The 26,431-nt window shown below is 64.4% G+C and carries 21 protein-coding genes; 4 read left to right on the forward strand and 17 right to left on the reverse strand.

Features of this window, described 5'->3' with window-relative positions:
• Positions 1-12 precede the first annotated feature (12 nt).
• From mlaE to M0L44_RS11135, 14 genes are all read right to left on the reverse strand, one after another.
• A complete protein-coding gene (mlaE, locus tag M0L44_RS11070) occupies positions 13-795 on the reverse strand; it encodes a lipid asymmetry maintenance ABC transporter permease subunit MlaE (protein ID WP_252769774.1) in 783 nt (260 codons plus the stop codon).
• Positions 792-1,601, reverse strand: coding sequence for an ABC transporter ATP-binding protein (locus M0L44_RS11075; protein WP_252769775.1), 810 nt, complete (start codon positions 1,599-1,601; stop codon positions 792-794). The genes mlaE and M0L44_RS11075 overlap by 4 nt, the downstream gene beginning before the upstream one ends.
• Positions 1,602-1,743: 142 nt before the next feature.
• Positions 1,744-3,210, reverse strand: coding sequence for a glutamate synthase subunit beta (locus M0L44_RS11080; RefSeq protein WP_252769776.1), 1,467 nt, complete (start codon positions 3,208-3,210; stop codon positions 1,744-1,746).
• Positions 3,211-3,237: 27 nt separating this feature from the next.
• A complete protein-coding gene (locus tag M0L44_RS11085) occupies positions 3,238-7,992 on the reverse strand; it encodes a glutamate synthase-related protein (protein ID WP_252769777.1) in 4,755 nt (1,584 codons plus the stop codon).
• Between the two features lie 120 nt (positions 7,993-8,112).
• Entirely contained in the window at positions 8,113-8,811 is a 699-nt protein-coding gene (locus tag M0L44_RS11090) for a transposase (RefSeq protein WP_252769778.1), read from the reverse strand.
• 35 nt (positions 8,812-8,846) lie between these two features.
• Positions 8,847-9,992 (reverse strand): deoxyguanosinetriphosphate triphosphohydrolase, encoded by a 1,146-nt coding sequence (locus tag M0L44_RS11095; protein ID WP_252769779.1) that lies wholly within the window; start codon positions 9,990-9,992, stop codon positions 8,847-8,849.
• Positions 9,993-9,998: 6 nt separating this feature from the next.
• Entirely contained in the window at positions 9,999-11,102 is a 1,104-nt protein-coding gene (gene aroB / locus M0L44_RS11100; protein ID WP_252769780.1) for a 3-dehydroquinate synthase, read from the reverse strand.
• A 10-nt stretch (positions 11,103-11,112) separates the two neighbouring features.
• Positions 11,113-11,700, reverse strand: a complete 588-nt coding sequence (locus M0L44_RS11105; protein ID WP_290429049.1) for a shikimate kinase — start codon at positions 11,698-11,700, stop codon at positions 11,113-11,115.
• 3 nt (positions 11,701-11,703) lie between these two features.
• Positions 11,704-12,423 carry a hypothetical protein gene (locus M0L44_RS11110; protein ID WP_252769781.1) on the reverse strand — a complete coding sequence of 240 codons (720 nt, stop codon included), beginning with the start codon at positions 12,421-12,423 and terminating at the stop codon, positions 11,704-11,706.
• Between the two features lie 38 nt (positions 12,424-12,461).
• Positions 12,462-14,624, reverse strand: coding sequence for a type IV pilus secretin PilQ (locus tag M0L44_RS11115; protein ID WP_435526411.1), 2,163 nt, complete (start codon positions 14,622-14,624; stop codon positions 12,462-12,464).
• Positions 14,621-15,151 (reverse strand): pilus assembly protein PilP, encoded by a 531-nt coding sequence (locus M0L44_RS11120; RefSeq protein ID WP_252769782.1) that lies wholly within the window; start codon positions 15,149-15,151, stop codon positions 14,621-14,623. The genes M0L44_RS11115 and M0L44_RS11120 overlap by 4 nt, the downstream gene beginning before the upstream one ends.
• Entirely contained in the window at positions 15,148-15,858 is a 711-nt protein-coding gene (locus tag M0L44_RS11125; RefSeq protein WP_252770039.1) for a type IV pilus inner membrane component PilO, read from the reverse strand. The genes M0L44_RS11120 and M0L44_RS11125 overlap by 4 nt, the downstream gene beginning before the upstream one ends.
• Before the next feature lie 7 nt (positions 15,859-15,865).
• The gene (locus M0L44_RS11130) at positions 15,866-16,510 is read right to left on the reverse strand and encodes a PilN domain-containing protein (RefSeq protein ID WP_252769783.1); all 645 of its coding nucleotides are present in this window, start codon (positions 16,508-16,510) and stop codon (positions 15,866-15,868) included.
• Positions 16,507-17,544: a pilus assembly protein PilM gene (locus M0L44_RS11135; protein WP_252769784.1), complete on the reverse strand. Its 1,038-nt coding sequence runs from the start codon at positions 17,542-17,544 to the stop codon at positions 16,507-16,509. The genes M0L44_RS11130 and M0L44_RS11135 overlap by 4 nt, the downstream gene beginning before the upstream one ends.
• 296 nt (positions 17,545-17,840) lie before the next feature.
• Between M0L44_RS11135 and M0L44_RS11140 the strand changes: the two genes are divergently transcribed.
• The gene (locus M0L44_RS11140) at positions 17,841-20,201 is read left to right on the forward strand and encodes a penicillin-binding protein 1A (RefSeq protein ID WP_252769785.1); all 2,361 of its coding nucleotides are present in this window, start codon (positions 17,841-17,843) and stop codon (positions 20,199-20,201) included.
• A gap of 14 nt (positions 20,202-20,215) precedes the next feature.
• On the opposite strand, the gene cyaY is transcribed toward M0L44_RS11140, so the two are convergent.
• Complete coding sequence (gene cyaY, locus M0L44_RS11145; RefSeq protein ID WP_252769786.1) at positions 20,216-20,566, reverse strand: iron donor protein CyaY; 351 nt, start codon at positions 20,564-20,566, stop codon at positions 20,216-20,218.
• A gap of 337 nt (positions 20,567-20,903) precedes the next feature.
• Complete coding sequence (locus M0L44_RS11150; RefSeq protein ID WP_252769787.1) at positions 20,904-21,884, reverse strand: porin; 981 nt, start codon at positions 21,882-21,884, stop codon at positions 20,904-20,906.
• A gap of 332 nt (positions 21,885-22,216) precedes the next feature.
• Here M0L44_RS11150 and coq7 point away from each other — a divergent pair, with 332 nt between their 5' ends.
• Entirely contained in the window at positions 22,217-22,846 is a 630-nt protein-coding gene (coq7, locus tag M0L44_RS11155) for a 2-polyprenyl-3-methyl-6-methoxy-1,4-benzoquinone monooxygenase (protein ID WP_252769788.1), read from the forward strand.
• Positions 22,847-22,861: 15 nt separating this feature from the next.
• On the opposite strand, the gene M0L44_RS11160 is transcribed toward coq7, so the two are convergent.
• The gene (locus M0L44_RS11160; protein WP_252769789.1) at positions 22,862-23,287 is read right to left on the reverse strand and encodes an OsmC family protein; all 426 of its coding nucleotides are present in this window, start codon (positions 23,285-23,287) and stop codon (positions 22,862-22,864) included.
• Between the two features lie 337 nt (positions 23,288-23,624).
• Here M0L44_RS11160 and ilvA point away from each other — a divergent pair, with 337 nt between their 5' ends.
• Positions 23,625-25,211, forward strand: a complete 1,587-nt coding sequence (gene ilvA / locus M0L44_RS11165) for a threonine ammonia-lyase, biosynthetic (protein ID WP_252769790.1) — start codon at positions 23,625-23,627, stop codon at positions 25,209-25,211.
• 115 nt (positions 25,212-25,326) lie between these two features.
• Positions 25,327-26,421: an iron-sulfur cluster carrier protein ApbC gene (gene apbC, locus M0L44_RS11170; protein WP_252769791.1), complete on the forward strand. Its 1,095-nt coding sequence runs from the start codon at positions 25,327-25,329 to the stop codon at positions 26,419-26,421.
• Positions 26,422-26,431: the final 10 nt, after the last annotated feature.

The following is a 26,431-nucleotide window of genomic DNA, read 5'->3' on the forward strand; positions in this document are numbered from 1 at the left end:
TCGGTCCGCAGCTCAATGCGTCCGGAACATCAGTGCAGTCAGCACGAAGTCCATGGCCAGCACCAGCAGGGAGGAGATCACCACCCCGCGGGTCGTCGCGACAGACACGCCCCCGGGTGTGGCGACGGCTTCATAGCCTTGGTACAGCGCCACGAAGGTGCAGATCACGCCGAACACCACGGCCTTGACCATGCCGTTGCCCACGTCATGCCAAACGTCCACCTGGGACTGCATGGCTGACCAGAAGTTGCCTTCGTCGACCCCGATCAGCCACACGGCCACCACGTAGGCCCCCAGGATGCCGATGGCGCAGAACAATGCCGCCAGCAGGGGCATGGACACCACCCCGCCCAGGAAGCGGGGGGCCAGCACCCGCGTGCGCGGATCGACCGCCATCATCTCCATGGCCGAAAGCTGCTCGCCGGCCTTCATCAAGCCGATCTCGGCGGTCAGCGAGGTGCCCGCCCGCCCGGCAAACAGCAGGGCGGCCACCACCGGCCCCAGTTCCCGCACCAGGGCCAGGTTGATCACCAGGCCCAGCGAACTGGTGGCGCCATACGTGCTGAGCACGTAGTAAAGCTGCAGCGCCAGCACAAAGCCGACCGCTGCGCCGGACGCGCAGATGATGGCCAGCGATCGGTTGCCAATCGCATGGATCTGGGCGATCACCAGCCCGAAGCGGCGCAAGGCAGCCGGCGAATGACGCAGCAGATCCAGGAAGAAGAAGGCCGCATGGCCCAGCGAGCGCACCCAGACCAGGGTGGCGGCGCCAATGCGGCGGAGCAGTTCAGTCATGAGGTCAGCCCCAGGTCCTGGGCCAGCGGGTCGGCCGGGTAGTGGAAGCGCACCGGGCCATCCGGCTCACCCCGGATGAACTGTCGCACCTCGGGATCGTCCGAACTGCTCAGTTCCGCCGGCGTACCGCTGGCCACCACCCGGCCCTGAGAGGACAGCAGGTAGACATGGTCGGCAATCGCGAAGCTCTCCTGCACATCGTGCGAGACCAGCAGGGTCGTGGCACCGGTGGCGTCATTGAGCTGGCGCACCAGGTTGGCCGTCACCCCCATCGAGATCGGATCGAGACCCGTGAAAGGCTCGTCGTACATGATGACCTCGGGATCGAGCGCCACCGTGCGGGCCAGTGCGATGCGCCGGGCCATGCCGCCGGAAATTTCGTTGATCTTCAGCCGCGCTGCGCCGCGCAGGCCCACGGCCTGCAGCTTCATCAGCACGATGTCCCGGATCATGTCTTCGGGCAGGTCGGTGTGCTCGCGCAACGGGAAGGCCACGTTGTCAAACACATCCAGGTCGGTGAACAGCGCGCCAAACTGGAACAGCAGGCCCATGCGACGGCGCAGGCGGTAGAGCTGCGCCTGGTCCTGCGCGTTCACCACCTCGCCACCAAAGCGAATCTCGCCGCTCAGCACAGAGAACATGCCGCCGATGAGGCGCAGCAGCGTGGTCTTGCCACAGCCGGAGCCGCCCAGGATGGCCGTCACCTTGCCACGCCGGAAGTTCAGCGACACATCGTTCAGGATGGTCCTGCCGCCAGCTTCATAGGCGAAGGTGACGTGGTCGATCTCGATCAGGTTGTCGGACAAATGCCAGTGCGACCCCCCTGGGGCCGGTACCTTGGTTGACGCAGAAGAAAGCCCGGTGCAGCAAGGCCACACCGGGCCGGAAGTCAATGCGTAGGATACCGGATCACGGAGGCCGCCGCCTCCATCGGGAGATTGACCTCGGTCAGCGGGGCAGGACGGAACTGCCCATCAGGTACTCGTCGATCGCGCGCGCCGCCTGCCGGCCCTCGCGGATCGCCCACACCACCAGGGACTGACCGCGGCGCATGTCGCCCGCGGCAAACACCTTGTCCACGCCGGTTCGGTAGGCACCTTCGGCCTCGGTGGTGGCGCGCACATTGCCGCGGGCATCCTTGTCCACGCCAAAGGACTCCAGGATGGAGGCCACCGGCGAAACAAATCCCATGGCCAGCAGCACCAGATCAGCCTTGTATTCCTTCTCGGTCCCCGGGATCTCGCTCATCTTGCCGTCCTTCCACGCCAGGTGGACGGTCTTCAGGCCGGTGACCTTGCCCTTGCTGCCGATGAACTCCTTGGTGGCAATCGCAAACTCACGGGCACAACCTTCCTCGTGACTGGAGCTGGTGCGCAGCTTGATCGGCCAGTAGGGCCAGACCAGAGGCTTGTTCTCCTGCTCGGGCGGCATGGGCATCAGCTCGAACTGGGTCACGCTGGCCGCACCGTGGCGGTTGCTGGTGCCCACGCAGTCGCTGCCGGTGTCGCCGCCGCCGATCACGATGACATGCTTGCCATCCGCGCGCAGCTGGCCCTTGAGCTTGTCGCCGGCATTGACCTTGTTCTGTTGCGGCAGGAACTCCATCGCAAAGTACACACCGTCCAGGTCACGCCCCGGCACCGGCAGATCGCGGCTCTGCTCGGCGCCGCCGCACAGCAGCACGGCGTCGAACTCAGCCTTCAGCTGCTCGGCGCTCACCACGTCCTTGGCCCAGTTGGTGACCTTGCTGTCCGCGGGCATCTCGCCCACCAGCGTGCTCGTCCGGAAGACCACGCCTTCGGCTTCCATCTGGGCGACGCGGCGGTCGATGTGGCCCTTGTCCAGCTTGAAGTCGGGAATGCCGTAGCGCAACAGGCCACCGACACGGTCGTTCTTCTCGAACACCGTGACAGCGTGGCCCACCCGCGCCAGCTGCTGGGCCGCCGCCATGCCGGCCGGCCCGCTGCCGACGACGGCCACCTTCTTGCCGGTCTTCACTTCGGCCGGCAGGGGCTTGACCCAGCCCTCGTCCCAGGCCCGGTCGATGATGGCGTGCTCGATGGACTTGATGCCCACCGCATCGTTGTTGATGTTCAACGTGCAGGCGGCTTCGCAGGGTGCCGGGCAGATGCGGCCGGTGAACTCCGGGAAATTGTTGGTGCTGGACAGCACCGCGAAGGCCTCGGCCCAACGCCCCTTGAAGACCAGGTCGTTGAAGTCCGGGATGATGTTGTTGATCGGGCAGCCGTTGTTGCAGAACGGGGTGCCGCAGTCCATGCAGCGCGCGCCCTGCACCTTGGCCTCGTCGGCCTTCAAGCCGATCACGAATTCCTTGTAGTTCTTCAGGCGCTTCTCGATCGGCTGGTAGCCCTCTTCCAGGCGCTCAAATTCCAGGAAGCCAGTGACTTTTCCCATGATGTGATTCCTCGCGTTCGGGGCGTGTTACTTAGCGGCCGCCGTCTTCTCGGCCTTCTTCTCACCCTTAGCCTTGGCGAGGACATCGCCGGCCTCCTTGGCGGCATGGATCTCGCCCAGGGCGCGCTTGTACTCGTGCGGGAAGACCTTGACGAACTTGGCGCGCGACTCGGCCCAGTGGTCCAGGATGTGGCGGGCCTGCAGCGAACCTGTCCACTTGTGGTGGTCCTCGACCATCTTCTTGAGCAGGGCCTCGTCGGTCATGCCACGGTGCCAGATGGCCGGCTCGACCGAGGCTTCCTGCTCGGCCGCCGGCAGCACCTTGTCCAGGGACACCATCGCGGTGTTGCAGCGCTTGGCGAACAGGCCATCCTCGTCATAGACATAGGCCAGGCCACCCGACATGCCGGCAGCGAAGTTGCGGCCCGTCTTGCCGAGCACGACCACGGTGCCACCGGTCATGTATTCGCAGCCATGGTCGCCCGTGCCTTCGACCACCGCCGAGGCACCCGACAGGCGCACGCCGAAGCGCTCGCCCGCCACGCCACGGAAGAAGGCCTCGCCGGAGGTGGCTCCGATCAGTGCGGTGTTGCCCACGATGATGTTGTGGGTGGAATCCCCGCGGAACTCGATGCTGGGGCGCACCACCACGCGACCACCCGACAGGCCCTTGCCGGTGTAGTCGTTGGCTTCGCCGATCAGGTACAGCGTGATGCCCGGCGCCAGAAAAGCACCAAAGCTCTGGCCACCCGTGCCTTCGAGCTGGATGAACAGGGTGTGGTCCGGCAACCCGTCCGGGCGGTGGCGGATCAGTTCGCCCGACAGCATGGCGCCCACCGAGCGGTTGACGTTGCGCGCCTCGTCCATGAACTGGACCTTCTCGCCCTTTTCGATGGCCGCGCGGCTCTTCTCGATCAGACGCACGTCCAGCGCCTTCTCCAGGCCATGTTCCTGCGCATCGACATGGAAGCGCGGCACCTCGGCCGGCACCACGGGCTGGTGGAACACGCGGCTGAAGTCCAGCCCCTTGGCCTTCCAGTGGGTGATGGCCTTCTTGGTGTCCAGCAGATCGGCGCGACCGATCAACTCGTCGAAGGTGCGGATGCCCAGCTGGGCCATGATCTGGCGGGCTTCCTCGGCGACGAAGAAGAAGTAGTTCACCACGTGCTCGGGCTTGCCCGAGAACTTCTGGCGCAGCACCGGATCCTGCGTGGCCACGCCCACCGGGCAGGTGTTCAGGTGGCACTTGCGCATCATGATGCAGCCTTCGACCACCAGCGGCGCAGTGGCGAAGCCGAACTCGTCAGCCCCCAGCAGCGCGCCGATCACGACGTCGCGGCCAGTCTTCATCTGGCCATCGGCCTGCACCCGCACGCGACCGCGCAGGCGATTGAGCACCAGGGTCTGCTGCGTCTCGGCCAGGCCCAGCTCCCAGGGGGTGCCGGCATGCTTGATCGAGCTCCACGGCGAGGCGCCGGTGCCACCGTCATGGCCGGCGATCACGATGTGGTCGGCCTTGCACTTGGCCACACCCGCGGCGATGGTGCCCACGCCCACCTCGGACACCAGCTTGACGCTGATGCCGGATTGGGGGTTCACGTTCTTCAGGTCGTGGATCAGCTGGGCCAGGTCCTCGATCGAGTAGATGTCATGGTGGGGCGGCGGCGAGATCAGGCCCACGCCCGGCACCGAGTGGCGCAGCCGGCCGATGTAGGTGGACACCTTGCCACCCGGCAGTTGGCCGCCCTCGCCCGGCTTGGCGCCCTGGGCCATCTTGATCTGGATCTGGTCGGCCGAGACGAGGTACTCAGTGGTGACGCCGAAGCGGCCCGAGGCAACCTGCTTGATCTTCGAGCGCAGGCTGTCGCCGTCCTTCATCTCGTAGTCGGCCTCGATGACCTCCTTGCCGACCACGTCCGACACCTTGGTGCCCGCGGTGATGGGGATGCCCTTGAGCTCATTGCGGTAGCGCGCCGGGTCCTCACCGCCTTCACCGGTGTTGGACTTGCCGCCGATGCGGTTCATCGCCAGGGCCAGGGTGCTGTGGGCCTCGGTGGAGATGGAGCCCAGCGACATGGCACCGGTGGCGAAGCGCTTGACGATCTCGGCCGCCGGTTCGACCTCGTCGACCGGGATGGCCTTGGCCGGGTCGAACTTGAACTCGAACAGGCCACGCAGCGTCAGGTGGCGCTTGCTCTGGTCGTTGATGATCTGGGCGTATTCCTTGTAGGTCTCGAACTTGCCCGAGCGCGTGCTGTGCTGCAGCTTGGCGATGGCGTCCGGCGTCCACATGTGCTCCTCGCCGCGGGCCCGCCAGGCGTACTCGCCGCCGGTTTCCAGCATGGCGGCCAGCACCGGGTCGGTGCCGAAAGCGGCGCGGTGGTTGCGCAGCGCCTCCTCGGCCACCTCGAACACGCCGATGCCTTCCACCTGGGTGGCGGTGCCGCGGAAGTACTTGGTGACCAGGTCCTTGGACAGACCGATGGCCTCGAACAGCTGGGCGCCGCAGTAGGACATGTAGGTCGACACGCCCATCTTCGACATGATCTTCGAGAGACCCTTGCCGATCGCCTTGATGTAGTTGTAGATCGCCTTCTCGGCCGAGAGATCCCCCGGCAGCTCGGCGTGCATGGCCAGCAGCGACTCCAGCGCCAGATAGGGGTGGACCGCCTCGGCGCCGTAGCCCGCCAGCACCGCGAAATGGTGGACCTCGCGGGCCGAGCCGGTTTCCACGACCAGGCCGGCCGAGGTGCGCAGGCCTTCACGCACCAGGTGGTGGTGGATGGCCGACAGCGCCAGCAGCGCGGGGATCGCGACGTTGTCGCGGTCCATCGCCTTGTCGGTGATGATCAGGATGTTGTGGCCGCTCTGGATGGCGTCCACCGCCTCGGCGCACAGCGAGGCCAGCTTGGCCTCCACACCGGCCTTGCCCCAGGCCAGCGGGTAGGTGATGTTGACCTCGTAGGTCTTGAACTTGCCGTGCGTCTCGGCCTCGATGCTGCGCAGGCGCGCCATGTCCTGGAAGTCCAGGACCGGCTGGTGCACCTCCAGCCGCATCGGCGGGTTGACCGCGTTGATGTCCAGCAGGTTGGGCTTGGGCCCGATGAAGCTGTTGAGCGACATCACGATCGCTTCGCGGATCGGGTCGATCGGCGGGTTCGTGACCTGGGCGAACAGCTGCTTGAAGTAGTTGTACAGCGGCTTGTTCTTGTCGGACAGCACGGCCAGCGGGCTGTCGTTGCCCATCGAGCCGATGCCTTCTTCGCCGTTGATGGCCATGGGCGCCATCAGGAACTTGACGTCTTCCTGGGTGTAGCCGAAGGCTTGCTGGCGGTCCAGCAGCGCGGCCTTGAAGGCCGTCGGACCGGCATCGGCCGGCGCGGGCACGTCGTCCAGACGCACGCGGACGTTGTCGATCCACTGGCGGTAGGGCCGGGCGCTGGCGTACTGGTTCTTCAGCTCAGCGTCGTCGACGATGCGGCCCTGCTCGAAGTCGATCAGGAACATCTTGCCGGGCTGCAGACGCCACTTCTTGACGATCTTGTTCTCCGGGATAGGCAGCACGCCGGATTCGGAAGCCATGACCACGAGGTCGTCATCGGTGACCAGGTAACGGGCCGGACGCAGGCCATTGCGGTCGAGCGTGGCGCCAATCTGCTTGCCGTCGGTGAAGACCATGGCGGCCGGGCCGTCCCAGGGCTCCATCATCGAGGCGTGGTACTCGTAGAAGGCGCGACGGCGCTCGTCCATCAGCTCGTGGTTCTCCCAGGCTTCCGGGATCATCATCATCGCCGCATGGGCCAGCGGGTAGCCGGACATCGTCAGCAGCTCGAGCGCGTTGTCGAAGGTGGCGGTGTCGGACTGGCCCTCGAAGCTGATCGGGTAGAGCTTGGGCAGGTCGTCGCCCAGCACCGGCGACTTCATCACGCCTTCACGGGCGCGCATCCAGTTGAAGTTGCCCTTGACGGTGTTGATCTCGCCGTTGTGGGCCACCATCCGGTACGGGTGGGCCAGCGGCCACTCGGGGAAGGTGTTGGTGGAGAAGCGCTGGTGCACCAGGGCCAGGGCCGAGACGGCGCGCGGGTCCTGCAGGTCCTTGTAGTACTTGCCGACCTGGTCGGCCAGCAGCAGGCCCTTGTAGATGATGGTGCGGCACGACATGCTGGGCACGTAGTACTCGCGGGAGTGGGTCAGCTTCAGACGCTGGATGGCGGCCGAGGCTGTCTTGCGGATGACGTAGAGCTTCCGCTCCAGTGCGTCGGGCACGATGATGTCCGGGCCGCGGCCAATGAAGACCTGGCGGATGATCGGCTCGGTCTTGCGCACGGTGGGCGACATGGGCATGTCCTGGTCCACCGGCACGTCACGCCAGCCCAGCAGCACCTGGCCTTCGGCCTTGATCGCGCGCTCGAGCTCCTGCTCGCAGGCCAGACGGGACGCGTGCTCCTTGGGCAGGAAGATCATGCCCACGCCGTATTCGCCAGGCGGCGGCAGTTCCACGCCCTGGCCCGCCATTTCCGCGCGGAAGAAGTCGTCCGGGATCTGGATCAGGATGCCGGCGCCGTCGCCCATCAGCTTGTCGGCCCCCACGGCACCCCGGTGGTCCAGGTTTTCCAGGATCTTCAGGCCCTGCTCGATGATGCGGTGATCCTTGTTGCCCTTGATGTGCGCCACAAAGCCCACGCCACAGGCGTCCTTCTCGGCCTCGGGCTGATAGAGGCCTTCGGCGGCAAGTGCTTCGATTTCGCTGCGGACAGCAGATCCCGTGGTGGCCTGGGTCATGGCGCACTCCTTGGCAGAAAACGTGGAATTTCGCGAGTTTGCGCGTAAACCCGTGGGCCGACAAGTGGAATTAAATAGTGTCAGACACCATTTAATTGCATCAACCTTTGATGAGGCAAATTAATTAGTTCCAGAGTCGCTGGCGTGCTTTCTGCCACTTCCCTGCGGGCGCCCCCGGGGACGGGGACGCAGGGGGCGATGCAACTCGCGTTCCAAAGCCTGCCAGGCCGCGTCGTTGCCGAGCAGCAAGCCCTGACGCATCGCCTGCTCGATGGCCGTCCGTGTGGATGCAGACAGGCCCAGCTCGAGACGAGCTCGGTAGGCCGCCTCGCGTTCGAACGGTGTGTTCCCCAAAGCCCAAACCACCCTGTGGGGGGTGAGCAGGTGATCGTGCTGCAGTCCGAGATGGTGCGCTGCGCTCGACCAAGGCGTAGGCACCAAAGGTGCATCCTGCCCTTCGATGTAGCACTGACAGTCCAGCAGCGCCCCCTCGTCGACAAGGTGAGAGGCAAAACGCCCGGCCCACAGGGTGCCACTGCGCCCATGCCGGCGGTTGAAGGCCGCCACGTAGCGACGGCCCAGCGCCTGCATCATCCGGCTGATCGCGCCGTCGGTTTGCGGGGTCAGCAGCAGGTGCACCCGGTCGTCCCGCAAGGCATAGGCATGCACCGCCACCCGCGATTCGCGGGCCACCTCGCCCAGGTGGTGCAGGTAGGCGCGACGGTCCTCATCGTCCAGGAAGATCGGCCCCTGGTTGTGACCGCGCTGGATGACGTGGTGGGGATGACCGGACAGGAAGAGACGTTGAGGGCGCGCCATGGCGCCAGTCTAGCCAAGCCAGGGAGCTGCGAAGATCAGTCGGCGAGAGCGAACAGGTCCCGCCCGTAGAGCCGCCGATGTTCACGGCAGGCAAAGCGGTCCGTCATGCCGGCGATGTAATCGGCGACCGCCCGCGCTGCATCTGATCCGCGATGCTCAGGTGGCAGTTCCATCGGTGCTGCCCGGTAGGCGGCGAACAGTTCCCGAACCATCGTCCGGCCGATCTCTGTCGTCGCCATCACCTGCGGGTGACGGTACAGGTGCCGAAAGAGGTACCGTTTGAGCTCAGCGCTGGCGCACTTCATGTCTTCGCTGAAGGACACCAGAGGCGAGGTCTGGCGCACGTCGTCCGCACTGCCCACGCCCGCCTTCGCGAGGGCAGTGCGGGTGGTGTCGATGACGTCATACACCTGCTGCGACAGCATGCGCCGGATGACCTCCGCCAGAAAGCGGCGGGGCTCGCCCGTCCTCAGTGTGGGATGCGCAGCATCCACCATGCCGGCAAACTGAGCGAACAGCGGCACGTCCTGCAACTGCTCGATTGAGAGCAGCCCGGAACGCACCCCGTCATCGATGTCGTGGGCGTTGTAGGCGATCTCGTCGGCCAGATTGGTCAGTTGCGCCTCCAGACTCGGCTGCTGCCCCCTCAGAAAGCGTCCCCCGACCCCACCCGGCTCCTCGGCCTCCAGGCGCTCGGCCAGGGCCAGGGGGCAGCGCTTCAAGATGCCCTCTCGCGTCTCGAAGCACAGGTTGAGTCCATCCCATTCGGGATACCGATGCTCCAGCCGATCCACCACCCACAGGCTCTGCAGGTTGTGTTCGAACCCGCCATGCCCCTGCATGCACTCGTCCAGCGCGTCCTGCCCGGCGTGTCCGAAAGGGGTGTGGCCCAGATCGTGCGCCAGTGCCACGGCCTCCACCAGGTCTTCGTTCAGCCCGAGGCTCCGCGCGATCGACCGCCCCAATTGCGCCACCTCCAACGAGTGGGTCAGCCGGGTGCGGAACAGGTCTCCCTCGTGGTTCAGGAAGACCTGTGTCTTGTAGACCAGGCGCCGAAAGGCGCTGCTGTGCACAATTCGATCACGGTCGCGCTGGAACTCGGTGCGGGTGGGCGCAGGCGTCTCGGCCTGTCGCCGCCCGCGGGTGCGCGCCGGGTCCGAGGCGTAGGGCGCGAGATCCACCTTCACTCAGGCCGTGCAGGCGGCAATCGTCTGACGCACCAGCGCTTCCGGCGCAGCACGCACCACAGCCCGGCCCACGCCATCAATGAGCACGAAGCGGATGTCGCCCGCCTCGGCCTTCTTGTCCACACGCATGTGATGCAGGTACTCGTCTGCCGACAGTGTCGGCCCAGCCACTGGCAGGCCCGCGCGGCTCACCAGGTTCCGCAGACGGGTGACAAAGTCGGAGGGCACCAGGCCCAGGCGCGCCGACAGGTCGGCGGCCATCACCAGTCCGGCGCCCACCGCTTCACCGTGCAACCAGGTGCCAAAACCCAGTCCAGCTTCGATGGCATGGCCGAAGGTATGGCCGAAATTCAGGATGGCCCTCAGCCCCCCCTCGCGCTCGTCGGCGGACACCACGGAAGCCTTGATCTCGCAGGACCGCCGCACGGCATGCACGATGGCCTGCGGTTCCAGCGCCACCAGGGCGTTCATGTTGGCCTCGATCCACGCCAGGAACGACGCATCCGCAATCGGACCGTACTTGATGATCTCGGCCAGACCGGCCGAGACCTCCCGAGCAGGCAGAGTTTGCAGCGTGCTGATGTCGCAGAACACCCGCTGAGGCTGGTAGAACGCGCCGATCATGTTCTTGCCCAGCGGATGGTTGATGGCCGTCTTGCCACCCACCGAGGAATCCACCTGAGACAGCAAGGTGGTGGGCACCTGGATGAAGGGCACGCCCCGCATGTAGCAGGCGGCCGCAAATCCGGTCATGTCCCCGATCACTCCGCCACCGAGCGCCACCAGCACTGTCTTGCGATCACAGTGTTCGGCCAGCAGGTGGTCAAAGATCAGGTTCAGGGAAACCCAGTCCTTGTGGCTCTCGCCGTCTGGCAGCACCACACATTCCACCCGCGGATAGAGACGGCGCAGATGGCCGCAGAGGCGTTCCGCGTACAGAGGCGCGACCACGGTGTTGGTGACAACCACGGCGGCCGTGGCGGAAGGCAAACCCTGCCAGGCCACCTCCGAGGTCATCAGCCCCTCGCCAATCAGCACCTCGTAGCTGCGATCCCCCAACGCGATGGGCACTCGCGCTGCCACGCCCTCAATGACTTCCACCATGGGTGGCAGTTTAAGCGGAGTCGGCGGGGTCGTCAGAGGAGCCAGGTTTATGAATGGCAGACGCCGCAGCGTTGCCGCCCAAATCTCCCAGTTCCAGCTGCATTGCCAGCAGATGAGCAATGGCCGACACCGAACTGCGGCCCGTGTCGACCACATGGTCAGCCACAGCCCGGTAGAGCGGGTCTCTCTGGGTGAACAACTGACGAAGACGGATGGCAGGATCGACATCCTGCAACAGGGGGCGCTGCGTATCGTGGCGCAGACGGCGCACGAGATCCTCCACCCCGGCCCGCAAATACACCACCGTATTGCCGTGGGCTCTGAGTGCCACACGGTTGGCCTCGCGCAGGACCGCGCCCCCGCCCGTGGCCAACACCACACCGGGCCGGGCCGCCAGCCGGGCAATCATGGCCTCTTCAAGCGCCCGAAAGCTCTCTTCGCCGTATTGCTCGAAATGAGAACGGATGCTGTGACCGAGCTCCCGCTCGATCTCAGCATCCGAATCCAGCAGTTGCCATCCCAACAGCCTGGCCAGTTGGCGCCCAACCGTGGACTTGCCACTGCCGGGCATGCCGACCAGAGCAACAGATCCGGTCAACGCTCACAACCCGGAAGATGCAGACGCTGTGCTGGGCGTGACGCATGCCTCGGTTCCATAGGGGCTGTACTGGAAAGGCAGCGCGGTCGACACATCCGTCACCTGTGCCGCTGGAATACCCAGCCAGTCGCTAAAGGTCGCCGAACCCTCCGTGGTGGACACCTTGGCTGTCACCTTCAGACCGTAGTACACCCAGCCTGCGGAACTCTGGAGATACTGGATCCGCAGCTTCACCTGCCCATTGGCATCGGTCTTCTGCGTGGTCTCCCAACTGACCGAAGCATCCGCGGCACGAGGATCCAACTGCCCGTTGTGGTTGGTGTCCTCGCCAGCATCCAACGAGTTGTTGCCATTGAGGTCTTCATTGGCGCAGGGATTGTCCGTGAGCGTTCTCGTCCAAGCCGAACTGCCTGCCGTCCAGTAGCCAACGGCAAAGTATGGCAACGACAATGTGGGCGTGACCGTCGCCCCCTGGACGGGGTAGCCCTTGGAATCGACCACCTGCACAGTGAACTCTTGGGTGTAGGTCTCGGTCGTCTCTCCGTCCGTGATCTGGTCGCTGGCCCCGACGCTCACGGAGATGGCCGATCCCGCGTCTCCACTGGAGCCGGAATCCCCTCCCCCAATGACCGGAGTTCCGGCTGCGGAATCACTGCCACCACCGCACCCGGTGAACATCGTGCCCACAAGAATCATCGTGGCGATTGAAATCGAATATCGCATAGCTGTTTCCCTGCCTGCCGCGGAGCAGTGCCTGTCTCTTATCGGGTGGCGGACCGGTCGGTCACGATCTTGGGCGTGATGAACACCAGCAACTCAGTGCGGGTGGTGTAGCGTGTGCGGTCCTTGAACAGGTAACCCAACACGGGGATGTCACCCAACAGAGGCACCTTGTTGACGTCATCACGATCCTGCTGCGTGAAGATGCCACCGATAACCACCGTGCCACCGTTTTCCACCAGCACCTGCGTCTTCACATGCTTGGTGTTGATGGCCGGACCGGCGGTGGTATCGGTGCCACGGCTGTCGTTGTTGACCTCCAGGGCCAGGATCACATTGCCTTCGGGCGTGATCTGCGGCGTGACTTCCAGACGCAGACTGGCCTTCTTGAAGCTCACCGAGGTCGCGCCACTGGACGTGGCTTGCTGGTAGGGAATCTCCACCCCCTGCTCCACCTCGGCCTTGGTCTGATCCGTCGTGATCACCCGCGGACTGGACACCACCTTGCCCCGCCCTTCGGATTCCAGAGCAGAAAGCTCCAGGTTCAGGAAGCGGTTGGCCGAAGCACTGAAGAGCGACAGGGCAAACGATGCCGCCGAGGAGGTGGTGAACGCACTGGTGTTGGCCGGCAGACTGACGAACTGGGTGTTGTTGTAGGCGGTATTGGTGGTCTGCTGCCCGGTCTGGTAGCCGATCTGGTTGTAGTTGCCGCCGACGGTCACATAGTTGCTGCCGCCCACCGAGTAGCCCGGAATGCCGCCATTGACGCCTCGCAGATCGCTGGCGCCCAGTTTCACCCCCAATGCACGCCCAAAGGTATCGTCAGCCTCGACGACACGGGCCTCGATCAACACCTGACGCACCGGGATGTCGATCTTGTTGATCATCATCGTCACCTCTTCCAGCTTGGACGGGATGTCCGACACGAAAAGCTGGTTGGTGCGGGTTTCGTAGAGCACGGAACCGCGCTCCGTCAGGATGCGGGTGGCCTTGCCGCTGCTGGACCCGGTCGACGTGGAATCACCGATCAGGGCCTTGGCCACTTCCTCGGCCTTGGTGTAGTTCAGCTGGAACGACTGGGTGCGGACCGGCTCAAGGTCAGCGATCTTCTTCTTGGCCTCCAGATCCGCCTGCTCCTTGGTGGCCAACTCTTCCTTCGGCGCAATCCACAGCACATTGCCCGACTTGCGCATGCCCAGGCCCTTGGCCTGCAGGATGATGTCCAGCGCCTGATCCCAAGGCACATCCTTCAGACGCAGCGTGACATTGCCGGTCACGGTGTCACTCGTCACCACATTGAAATTGGTGAAATCAGCGATCACCTGCAACAAGGCACGGACTTCGATGTTCTGGAAATTCAGGGACAGCTTCTCACCCTGGTAGCCCGGGCCCTGAACTGCCTTGTTCGGGTCCATGCGCACGGGGCGGACCTCCAGAACGAACTGGTTGTCCGTCTGGTAGGCGCTGTGCTCCCACGCACCCGTGGGGTGCACCACCATCCGCACCCGATCCCCGCTCTGCGTCGTCGTGATGCTCTGCACAGGCGATCCGAAGTCGGACACATCCAGTTTTCGCCGCAGGCTCTCCGGCAAGGTCGACTTCAGGAAATCGACCACCAGATTCTGTCCCTGCTGACGCAGGTCAACACCGACCTGCGTGCTGGCCAGCCCCACGATCACCCGACCGGAGCCATCGGCCCCCCTTCGGAAGTCGATATCGCGAATGGCCAGTTGGTCCGCATTCTGGCTGTTCGCGAAGTGAACCGGCTGCGATCCGCCACCCGCCGTCGACGACGCGACGGCATCCAGCGAAATGGTCAGGATATTGCCCTGAACACGGGTCTGGTAGGTGGCCGTCTGCTTCAAGTTGAGCACCAGGCGGGTACGTTCCCCCGTGCTGGCCACACTGACGGACCGCACATTGCCCTGGTTGATTTCAACATTGCCCACACCCAGGCCGTTGCCGACCTGCGGCAGATCCACGGCCACGCGCGGCGGGGCCTGAATGACGAAGCCGGAAGGCTGCGTCGCCAAGGGTTGGCTGAGTTCAACCCGGACCACCTCGCCGTTGGCCTGCTGGCTGGCGGTCACGGAACGGATCATGTTCTGGCTCTGTGCCCATGCCGGGGCGATCACGCCTGCGGACAGCAACACGGCAGCGGCAATCCAAGCACGCATCTTGCGAGACTCCAACCTGTTGTTCATTTCCCCGACTCCTGAAGCTGGAGGGTGCTGGTGCGTTCAATCCATTCACCGGAGGCGTCCTGCGCGATTTCCCGCAGATCGATTTCGGTTTCCGTGATTCGAGTGATCTTGCCGAAATTCTGACCAAGGTAGTCACCCACCTTGACATAGTGGAGCAGCCCATCCACGCGCAGCAAAGCATGGGGGGCCCCCTGCTTGATCACGGTACCCACCATGGTCATGGCATCGAGCGGATAGGCCTCCAGCGGCTCCTTGCGACGCTTCATCTCCGCACCCAGCAGCGCATTCGAGCTCGCGCTGTTGAGTCGCGTGCCAGCCACCAGCTTGCCAACGCCAAAGGGATCCTGCCCTGCCGCTCCTGCATAGGGCTCTGGCTCGAACTTGCGCGGAGGAGCGATGGGCTCGACATTGGGCTTGGCCGCCTGGGCTTGCTGGTCCATCCACGCCCGGAGGTCATCGTTTTCACCGCTGCAGGCGGTCAGCATCAGCGCGATGCAACCCAGCGGAATCAGCGAACGCGGGTTCATTTTTTGCCCTTCTTCGCGCCGTTCTTCTTCGCATCCGCGGCACGCCTGACCTCCGCCACTTCGGCGGGATCGAGATAGCGGTAGGTACGGGCCGTGGCCTCCATCACCAGATTGCCCGAGGAGCCATCCTTGTCCTTCCCCGGCGGCGTGATGGCCAGATCGTGCAGGGTCACGATCCGGGACAGATTGGCAATGTCGCCAGCGAAGGCTCCAATGTCGTGATAACGACCCGACACCTTGATCGCGATCGGCAACTCGGCGTAGTAGTCTTTCACCGCCACCTGCCCCGGGCGGAACAGGTCGATCTGCAAACCACGGCCGATGCCAGCCTGGTTGATGTCGGAGAGCAGTGCATCCATTTCCGCCTTGCCCGGCAACTGCTTTTCCAGCTGGGTGACATATTCCTGGACCTGCTCCTTCTGCTTGCGCAGCTCACCCAGATTAACGGCCTGCGCCAGTTTTTGGCTGTACTCCGCCTTGAGCTTGGGCTCCTTGCCGCGCTCGGCCTGCAGCCGATCTGCCTCATCGCTGAGCAAGACCATCCACCCCAGCCCGATGACCAGCAGGGTCGCCAAAACCCAAACCACCACCTTCGGCAGGAAGGGCCACTGCCCCGGCTCTTTGGGATCCAGACCCTGGAACTGGGCCGCCGCCGTCTTGAAGACTGCCGCGAGGTCGATGTCGATCTTCTTACCTTTTGCCGCCATCACAACCTCACGATGCAGCCGGCTTGGGCGCCTGCTTGCCAGCAGCAGGCTTGCCGGCAGCGGGCTTGCTGGCCGCGTCAGCGGCACCGGCAGGCTGCTTGATGTAAACCTTCATGGAGAAATCGAACAGCCTGCGCGTGTCATTGCCCCGACCTGCGGTGCCAGTGGCCGCCTTGATTTCGACCAGTTCGGGCCGCTCGAGCCAAGGCGAGTTGTAAAGCGCATTCCGAAGGAACTCGGACACCCTTTCGTTGGTCTCAGCCTTACCCGTCAACGTCACGACCGACCCCAATTGCCGAACCGCCGTCAGGTAGACCCCTTCGGGGGTCTGTTTCACCAACTCGTTCAGCAGGTAGACCGGAACATTCCGGTCCGTCTGGAGGTTCTCGACCGCGCTCTGCCGCGCCTTGAGGGCTTCAATCTCGGCCTTCAGATCGGCAATGTCCTTGATCTTGAGGTCGAGTTGGGCAATTTCGGTTTTCAGGAACGTGTTTCGACCCTCCTGGGTCGAGATCATCTGCTGCAGCAGTCCGTACCACAGCATCAGCACGCCGACGCCAATCAACGCAGCCAATCCAAGCGTCGAGAAGAAGGCTCGCTTGCGAGCTTGTCTCTTTGCCTCGCGGTGAGGCAACAGGTTGATGAGGATCACTGCACAAACCTCCGCATCGCAAGGCCACAGGCCGTCAGATAGGAGGGCGCTTCGCGCTTGAGCTTGGCTTCACGCACCGCTGGTCCCAGTTTCATACCTTCAAAGGGGTTGACCACGCGGCAATTGAAGCCTGTCACCTCCTTGACCCTGTCACTCAACCCCGGCATGGCGGCCGTTCCGCCAGCCAGCATCACCTGATGCACCTTGTGGTGGGGGGTGCTGGTGAAGAAGTACTGCAGCGCACGGCCGATCTCATGCGCCAGGCTGTCCACAAACGGAGTCAACAGCGTGGGGCCGTAGTCGTCGGGCAAGTCACCACTGAGCTTCTTCTGCTCGGCCTCCTCATAGGAGAACCCATATTGTCGCGAGATGAGTTGCGTCAGTTGAGAGCCACCAAACGACTGGTCACGGTCGTAGAGAAGTTCTTCATCGCGCAGCACCTTGAGGCTGGTGGTGTCAGCGCCAAGTTCAAACAGCGCCACCAGGGCGTCCTTGCCCTTGTCAGGCAGCGCGGCAATGATCCGTCCGATGGCGAGGCGAGACGCATGCGACTCGATGTCCAGCACCACCGGCACCAGCCCCGCCGCTTCCGCCAGCCCCTGACGGTCCTGGACACGGTCCTTGCGGGAGGCAGCAATCAGGACATCGACATCGCCGGCGGAGTTCGCATTGGGACCGATGACGCAGAAATCCAGGCTGACTTCGTCCAAGGAGAACGGGATGTATTGGTGGGCCTCGGCCTCCACCTGCACTTCCATTTCCTCTTCCCTCAGGCCGGCAGGCAGCACAATCCGCTTTGTGATGACCGATGCGGCCGGCATGGCCAGAACCACCTGACGGTTGCGGCTCCCGCTGCGTGCCACCACACGGCGCACCGCGTCAGCAACCTCGTCAAACTTCTCGATCTGGCCATCCACGATCCAGCCCTTCTCAAAGGGCTCGCTGGCCAGCCGCTCGAGCACCAAGTCCCCCGATGCAGTCTGGCCCAACTCCACCAGCTTCACGCTGGAGGTGCTGACGTCCAGACCCATCATCTGAGGATGTTTCCGGCCTGCAAGGCGTTCTAGAAAACCCACGAAAGACGGCTCCAGCGGCCAAGAATGGCCACGTTAAAGTTAAGAAGGCACTTCAATCCTAGCAGCAAGCCCGTTGACGCAACAAGGAATTCAGGTCAAGTCGAGCCACCGATCGTTGCACCACCGACGCGTTTGGTAAGAAAACGCTACATCCCCCCCTGCACAGCCGACCCTCAGGCAGGCTTGAGACAGGGCTACTCGCCCTGGAATTCGAACCGTGATTTTTATAATCCCGCACGCCCGCCGGGATCTCCATGACTGAGTCTGAACACACTCCCCCCAAGAAACTCCCCTCGACCAGCCTGGCCTCGCGGTCGGCCAGGCTGGCGGGCCGCGGTCTGCTCTGGCTGCTGGGCCTGATCGGTGCGCTGATCGCCACGGCAGCGCTGTGCGGCGGCATCGCCCTGGCAGTTGCCTATCCCGCCCTGCCCGAGCTGGACGCCATCACGGACTACCAGCCCAAGCTGCCACTCCGGGTCTATTCCGCGGACGGCGTGCTGATGGGTGAATTTGGCGACGAGCGACGTCATTTCACGCCCATTGCGCAGATTCCCAAGGTCATGCGCGACGCGGTCCTGGCCATCGAGGATGCCCGCTTCTATCAGCACAGTGGCGTCGACTACCTGGGCGTGCTTCGAGCAGGCGTGGCCCAGTTGGGCGCTGCTGGCAGCCAAGGCGCATCGACGATCACCATGCAGGTGGCACGCAACTTCTACCTTTCCACCGAAAAGACACTGACTCGCAAGCTGTACGAAGTACTGCTGGCCTTGAAGATCGAGAGCCAACTCAGCAAGGATCAGATCCTTGAGATCTACATGAACCAGATCTACCTGGGGCAACGTGCTCACGGATTCGCCGCCGCCAGTGAGATCTATTTCGGCAAGCCACTGCAGAACCTGACGGTCGCAGAGGCCGCCATGCTGGCCGGCCTGCCCAAGGCCCCTTCGGCCTACAACCCCATTGCGAACCCGAAACGGGCCACCATCCGGCAGCGCTACATCATCGATCGCATGCTGGAGAACGGCTTCATCACACCCCAGGAGCGAGATGAGGCACTCGCCCAGAAGATGGTGTACCGCACGCCCAATAACATCCCGGTCCACGGCGAGTACGTGGCCGAGCTGGCCCGGCAGATGATCTTTGCCGAATACGGTCCGGACACCTACACCCGCGGCCTGCAGGTTCAACTGACCGTTCGATCCGACGAGCAGAACGTCGCCTACCGTGCCTTGCGCAAAGGACTGATGGACTATGAACAGCGGCAGCACTACCGAGGCCCGGAGTCCTTTGTCGACCTGCCCGCAGACCCCAAGGAACTGGACGCGCGCATCGCGGAGGCGCTGTCAGACCATCCGGACAATGACGAACTGAAGGCCGCGGTCGTTCTGGATGCGTCCCAACGCAAGGTGGTGGCCGCACTGCAGTCCGGTGAGACCGTGACCATCACCGGCGATGGCTTGAAGCCCGTGCAGTCCGGCCTCTCTGACAAGGCAGACCCCAAGATCCAGATCCGCCGTGGGGCCGTCGTGCGCGTGCTGCAGGACGGGAAGGGACTGTGGACCTTGACCCAGCAGCCCGAGGTCGAGGGTGCGTTCGTGTCCATGGACCCCGGCACGGGCGCCATTCACGCCATGGTGGGCGGGTTCGACTTCAACAAGAACAAGTTCAACCATGTGACGCAGGCTTGGCGCCAACCCGGCTCCAGCTTCAAGCCCTTCATCTATTCGGCCGCACTGGAAAAAGGCTTCGGTCCGGCCACGGTGGTGAACGATGCGCCGCTGTTCTTCGATGCCGGCACGACGGGCAGCCAGCCCTGGGAACCCAAGAACTATGACGGGACCTTCGATGGCCCGATGACGCTTCGCCGCGCCCTGGCCAAGTCCAAGAACATGGTGTCCATCCGTGTGCTCCAGTCGATCGGGGTTCCTTACGCCAGAGACTGGATCACCCGCTTCGGGTTCGAGAAGGAGAAACACGACCCCTACCTGACCATGGCTCTGGGGGCCGGATCCGTCACCCCCATGCAGATGGTAGTGGCCTACAGCGTGTTCGCCAACGGCGGCTACCGCGTGGATCCCGTGCTGATCGCCAAGGTCTCCGATGCCCGTGGGCGTGTTCTGCATGAAACCCGATTGACCGCACCGGGGGACAGTCTGCGGGTGATCGAACCCCGCAACGCCTTCATGATCGACAGCCTGTTGCAGGAGGTGGCCCGCTCCGGCACGGCCGCCAAGGCACAGGCCACACTGAAGCGCCCGGACCTGTTCGGCAAGACCGGCACGACCAACGATTCCATGGATGCCTGGTTTGCCGGGTTTCAACCCAGCCTGGCCGCCGTCGTGTGGATCGGCTATGACACCCCACGGAAACTGGGCTCCAGGGAAACGGGGGGCGGCCTTGCGTTGCCTGTCTGGATTCAGTACATGACCACAGCCATCAAGAGCGCCCCAGTGAGCGAGTACACGCCGCCCGCCGGTGTGGTCAATGTGAATGGGGAGTGGTACTACGAAGAATTCGCCAACGGACAGGGTGTGAGCGCGCTGAACGGCGACGAACACCTTCCGGCGCCCCCTTCACAGGACGAAAAGAAGGGCATTCTGGACCTGTTCCGCTGATTTGCCCTCGAGGTTCACACGGGCTGGAGGAAGACGAGAGCACAGCCTGCCTGCGCGGAGACATGACGCGACAGGCTGGCGAAAAACTCCTGCCCATCCCGCGTGCCCACCCAGTGCATGCCATCGAATCGAAAATGGAAACCACCATCCCGCGCAGCCAGCCAGATTTCGTGCAGAGGCGGCTGCATATTCAGCACAATCTTGCTGCCATTGGGAAATGACAATTCCAGCAAACCGCCTGTGCGGTGCGTGTCGATGTCCACCACGTCCTGGTCCAGCCACTGATCGACCTGGGCTTCGACCGTACCGAGAACACCAGATGCCAAGCGGTGATAGTCCGAATCGGAAAGTACAGAAATGGTCATGACAAATCTTTCGGGCACATCCACCAGAGGACGTGACCTCAGTGTAGCCACGACAGGGTGCCTGCGCAGGCGATGGCCCCTGTTCCCGACCCTGTTGCTCTGCTGCGTGACGGGCTGCGGCTTGGGCGCATGCGGTCAACGGGCCCCCTTGGTGCTGCCTGACCAGACACCACCGCCGGCCATCCACTCCTCGGCCTCCTCACCACCTCCCTGATTTCGGGAGTGGCGAGGTCTCCGCTGACAAGGGAGACCTGCCACAAGCAGACAGGCATGAAAAAGCCGCCCCGAGGGGCGGCTTTCTGAAGCAGCGACCGGAAAGACCCGGTCAGCGCATCGATCAGAACGAGTGACGGATACCGACGTCGTAGCCGTTCTTGTTCTTGTCGGCCGGGCCGTTGTCCACACCCACATCGCCAGCGATGCGGGCATAGTCGGCGTACAGCTTGGTGCGCTTGGACAGGTTGTAGTCCACGCCCAGGCCACCCTTCTTGTAGGTACCGGCACCGTCCACCTTGGACTGGGCGTAGCCGGCCTTGAACAGCAGTGCGCCGTAGGGCACGGTCACGCCAGCCAGGAAGCCCTTCACATCATCGTCGGCCTTGGTCTTGCCGCCGGCGTAGTTGGCATACAGCTTGGCCATGCCGAAGTCATAGGTGCCGCCGACAATCCACATCTTGGCCTTGTCGTCGGACAGCTTCTCATAGCCAGCACCGATGTACAGCGGGCCAGCAGTGTAGGAGCCACCCAGAGCGTAAGGCTTGTCTTCAGCAGTCGCTTCCGAGATGGAGGCGGAACCCTTGAAGCCTTGGTAAGCGATGTCGTAGCGGACCGAGTTGTCCATGCGACGGCTGTCCAGCGTGCTGCCGAACGCACCTGCGTCCCAGTTCTTGATGCGCAGGGCAGAACCGGTGTCACGCAGTTCAGCACCAGTTTCACCACCGAACGGATCAAAGGAAGTGATCACATCCCAGGCGCCGTTTTCCAGACGACCCAGCGACAGGGTGCCGTACTTGGTCGACGACAGGCCCACCATGGCATAGCGGTTCCAGAATTGGGTCGCGGCAGCGGTGCCAGTGTCAGGATTGAAGCCATGCTCGAAGCGGAACACGGCCGACAGGCCATTGCCCAGATCTTCGGTGCCCTTGAAGCCCAGGCGGCTACCACCAGCGCCGCCGTTGTCGGCGATCTGCTTGTCCTTGGTCACCACGGGCTTGGCGAACGACTCATCCACGCGGCCGTAGATGGTCACCGACGATTGGGCAGAAGCCACGCCGGCCAGAGTACCCAGAACGGCGAGAGCGAGGAAGGATTTTTTCATTGCAACTATCTCCAGTGTGAGAGAACGAGAGATTCCACCGGCATTCGTCGACACACCACAAAGAGGCTGAGAAACAGAGTCCGCAACACATTCGGTTGCGAAACATCTCAGGTGGGTGAACGGCCCATCGCGGAAGCTGACGCTATTGCACCAGAGCACAACGGCGTCTGGCAAAGTCTTTCCACGGAAACGGGGCGCGGGCGTTGCCGACACACAACGGGATCGGCCTGTAGCAGGATTGTCATAATCCTAGCCCAGGAATCAGTGTTTCCACCAGTCCCCTCCCTAGATTTTTGATCAGGCGCGGCGGCGCTGATCAAGACAGGCCAACGATGAACACCACGATTGACGACTGGATCAGCACCGCAGACACCATGTTGCGGACCGTTTCAGGGGGTGCGAAGGCGCGTCGGACCAGCCCGGCTCTGGGTCTTCCCCCCGCCGTCCTGCCGCCAGAGGCTCAGCGCCTTTCCGGCGCCCTGATGCGGGTGAACCATGTGGGCGAGGTCTGCGCCCAGGCACTCTACGAAGCCCAGGCCCTGGGCAGCCGTTCTTCCGCGCAGCGCCAGCACCTGCGCGAAGCTGCGCAGGACGAGGTGGATCATCTGGCCTGGACCAGTCGCCGCCTGGACGAACTGGGAACGCATCGCAGCTGGCTGAACCCGCTCTGGTACGCCGGCGCCTTTGCCCTGGGCAGCCTGGCCGCCCGGGCCGGCGACCGCTGGAGCCTGGGTTTCGTGATCGAGACCGAGCGCCAGGTGGAGGCCCATCTGGCCGAGCACCTGTCACGCCTGCCGGAGGAAGACGCCGCCTCGCGGGCCATCGTGGCCCAGATGAAGGACGACGAAGTCCGGCACGCCGAGTCCGCCCAGGCGGCCGGTGGCCATGAACTGCCCTGGCCCATGCGTCAGGCCATGCGCCTGGCGGCCAAGGTCATGACCACCACCGCGCACTACATCTGAGGCAGCGCGGGCGGCTCAGGCCGCCTCCTTCACCTCGACACTGGTGGTGATCTCCGCGGTACGCCCCAGCATCGCAGTGGCCGAGCAGTACTTTTCGTGCGACAGCGCCACCGCGCGTTCCACCGCCACCTGCGGCAGGCCTTTGCCCGTCACCACGAAGTGCAGATGCAGCTTCGTGAACACCTTGGGGTCGGTCTCGGCCCGCTCGGCCTTGAGCTGCACGCGGCAGTCCCGCACGTCGTGCCGGCCACGCTTGAGGATCAGCACGACGTCATAGGCGGTGCAACCACCGGCACCAGCCAACAACGTCTCCATCGGACGTGGCGCCAAGTTACGTCCGCCACCTTCCGGCGCGCCATCCATCACCAGGGTGTGGCCACTGCCCGTCACCGCCATCATCGCCATGCCGGCATCCGGCACCCAGTGGATCGTGCACTCCATCGTCGTTCCTCATGTTCAGCCGGGCACCAGCAGAGCCCCCGGGCCGGCGATTATCGGCAAGCCGGAATTGCGTCACATGCCGTATCCGGGAAAACACACCGTCATTGCAGCGCAACATCCCACGGGTGTACACTGATTGCCATCGCATTGATGGTTTACCGATCAATGCCCCGGTTGTCTCCTCCACCTCCTCCATTGGTGGATTCAGCCCGGAGCTTCGCGGCTCCGGGCTTTTTTCTGGGCGGTTCCGGCCGACTACCATGCGGTCCTTGGGCATCGCCTGGACACGCCGGGCGATGCGACATCCCTCGTCCCTCACCGCATCCAGGAGATTCCCATGGCTGGCGCCACCCCGGCGCGCCGCAGTTCGCGCGCGCCCCAGAAAGCAACCCCGTCCCGCAGCCCCGCGCCCAGCCGCATCGACTACCTCCGCCGAATTCTGACCGCCAAGGTCTATGACGTGGCGATCGAATCGCCGCTGGACGCGGCCCGCACCCTGAGTCGCCGCCTGGGCAACCAGGTGCTGCTCAAGCGCGAGGACCTGCAGCCCGTGTTCAGCTTCAAGCTGCGCGGGGCCTACAACAAGATGGCCCACCTCACGCCCGAGCAGTTGAAGCGCGGCGTGATCTGCGCCTCCGCCGGTAACCACGCCCAGGGCGTGGCGCTGAGTGCCAAGCGCATGGGTTGCCGGGCGGTCATCGTGATGCCCACCACCACACCCAAGCTCAAGATCGACGCCGTGGGCGCGCTGGGCGGCGAAGTGGTGCTGGCTGGTGAGAGCTATTCCGACGCCTACGCCCGTGCCGTCGAGCTGCAGCAGGAACAAGGCCTGACCTTCGTCCATCCCTTCGACGACCCGGACGTCATCGCCGGCCAGGGCACCATCGCGATGGAGATCCTGCGCCAGCACGAAGGCCCGATCGACGCGGTCTTCGTCGCCATCGGCGGCGGCGGCCTCATCTCGGGCGTGGCCGCCTACATCAAGGCCGTGCGCCCGGAGATCAAGGTCATCGGCGTGCAGACCATCGACTCCGACGCGATGGCGCGCTCGGTCGAGGCCGGCCGGCGCGTGACGCTGGGCGACGTGGGTCTGTTCTCCGACGGCACCGCCGTCAAGCTGGTGGGCGAGGAGACCTTCCGCCTGGCCCGCGAGCTGGTGGACGACTATGTGCGTGTCACCACCGACGAGCTCTGTGCGGCGATGAAGGACATCTTCCAGGACACCCGCAGCGTGGTCGAACCCGCCGGTGCCCTGGGCGTGGCCGGCCTCAAGCAGTACGTGGCCACCCACAAGTGCAAGGGCCAGACCTTCGTGGCCATCGCCTGCGGCGCCAACATGAACTTCGACCGCCTGCGCTTCGTCGCCGAGCGGGCCGAGTACGGCGAGCAGCGCGAAGCCCTGTTCGCCGTCACCATCCCCGAGGAGCGCGGCAGCTTCCGCCGCTTCTGCGAACTGGTGGGCTCGCGCAGCGTCACCGAGTTCAACTACCGGATCTCCGACACCCGCCAGGCCCACGTCTTCGTCGGTATCTCGATCAGCAAGCCCGACGAGGCCGACAAGATCGCCCGCAGCTTCCAGCGCCACGGCTTCGCCACCGTCAACCTCACCGACGACGAGCTGGCCAAGGAGCATGTGCGCCACATGGTCGGCGGCCGCAGCGACCTGGCCGAGGACGAGCGCATCTACCGCTTCGAATTCCCCGAGCGCCCGGGCGCGCTGATGCGCTTCCTCTCGGCCATGAGCCCGGACTGGAACATCAGCCTGTTCCACTACCGCAACCAGGGCGCCGACTACGGTCGCATCCTGGTGGGCCTGCAGGTGCCCAAGTCGGACAAGAGGGCCTTCAAGGCCTTCCTGGACGGCCTGGCCTACCCCTGCGTGGACGAGACGGACAACCCGATCTACCGCCTGTTCCTGCGCTGAGCGGCGCGGCGTCGGCACGGTACCGGCAGGGGCTTCGGCCCCGCCGGGCACTCGGGTGTCCGCGGCTCGCTAGACTGGCGTCCTGTTTGACCCACACCGCTGCGCACCCGACGCCATGGCCCTGACCGAACCCGCCGTCCTCCAAGCCCTGCAAGCCGTCATCGACCCGTTGACCGGCAAGGACTTCGTCAGCACCCGGCAGATCAAGAACCTGCGCCTGGGCGGCGAAGGCGCCAGCTTCGAGCTGGTGCTGGGCTACCCGGCCCGCAGCCTGCACGACAACCTGCGCCAGCAACTGACCGGCGCCCTGCGCCAGGCCGGCCTCGCCGGCCCGGTCGAGATCGACATCCGCAGCGAAATCACCCCGCACCAGGTGCAGCGCGGCGTGGCCCTGCTGCCAGGCGTGAAGAACATCATCGCCGTGGCCTCCGGCAAGGGTGGCGTGGGCAAGAGCACCACCACCGTCAACCTGGCCCTGGCCCTGGCGGCCGAAGGCGCCCGCGTCGGCATCCTGGACGCCGACATCTACGGCCCCAGCCAGCCGATGATGATGGGCCTGTCGGGCCAGCGCCCCGAGACGCTGGACGGCCAGAGCATGGAGCCGCTGCAGAACCACGGCGTGCAGGTCAACTCCATCGGCTTCCTGGTGGCACAGGACGAGGCCATGATCTGGCGCGGCCCCATGGCCACCCAAGCCCTGGACCAGCTGCTGCGCCAGACCAACTGGAAGGAGCTGGACTACCTGCTGGTGGACATGCCCCCGGGCACCGGCGACATCCAGCTGACCCTGAGCCAGCGCGTGCCCATCACCGGCGCGGTCATCGTCACCACGCCGCAGGACATCGCTCTGCTGGACGCCAAGAAGGGCCTGAAGATGTTCGAGAAGGTGGGCGTGCCCATCCTGGGCATCGTCGAGAACATGGCCGTTTACTGCTGCCCCAACTGCGGCCACACCGAGCACATCTTCGGCGCCGAGGGTGGCAAGAAGATGGCCACCGAGTACGGCGTGGACTACCTGGGCGCCCTGCCGCTGAACCTGTCCATCCGTGAGCAGGCTGACGCGGGCAACCCCACGGTAGTCGCCCAGCCCGACGGCGAAATCGCCGGCCTCTACAAGAGCGTGGCCCGCCAGGTGGCGGTCAAGGTGGCGCAGCGGGCCAAGGACTTCTCGTCCAAGTTCCCCACCATCACCGTCTCGAAGAACACCTGAGCGAGCGCCT

The organism is Ideonella oryzae (genome assembly GCF_024055665.1).
Taxonomy (GTDB): domain Bacteria; phylum Pseudomonadota; class Gammaproteobacteria; order Burkholderiales; family Burkholderiaceae_C; genus Ideonella; species Ideonella oryzae.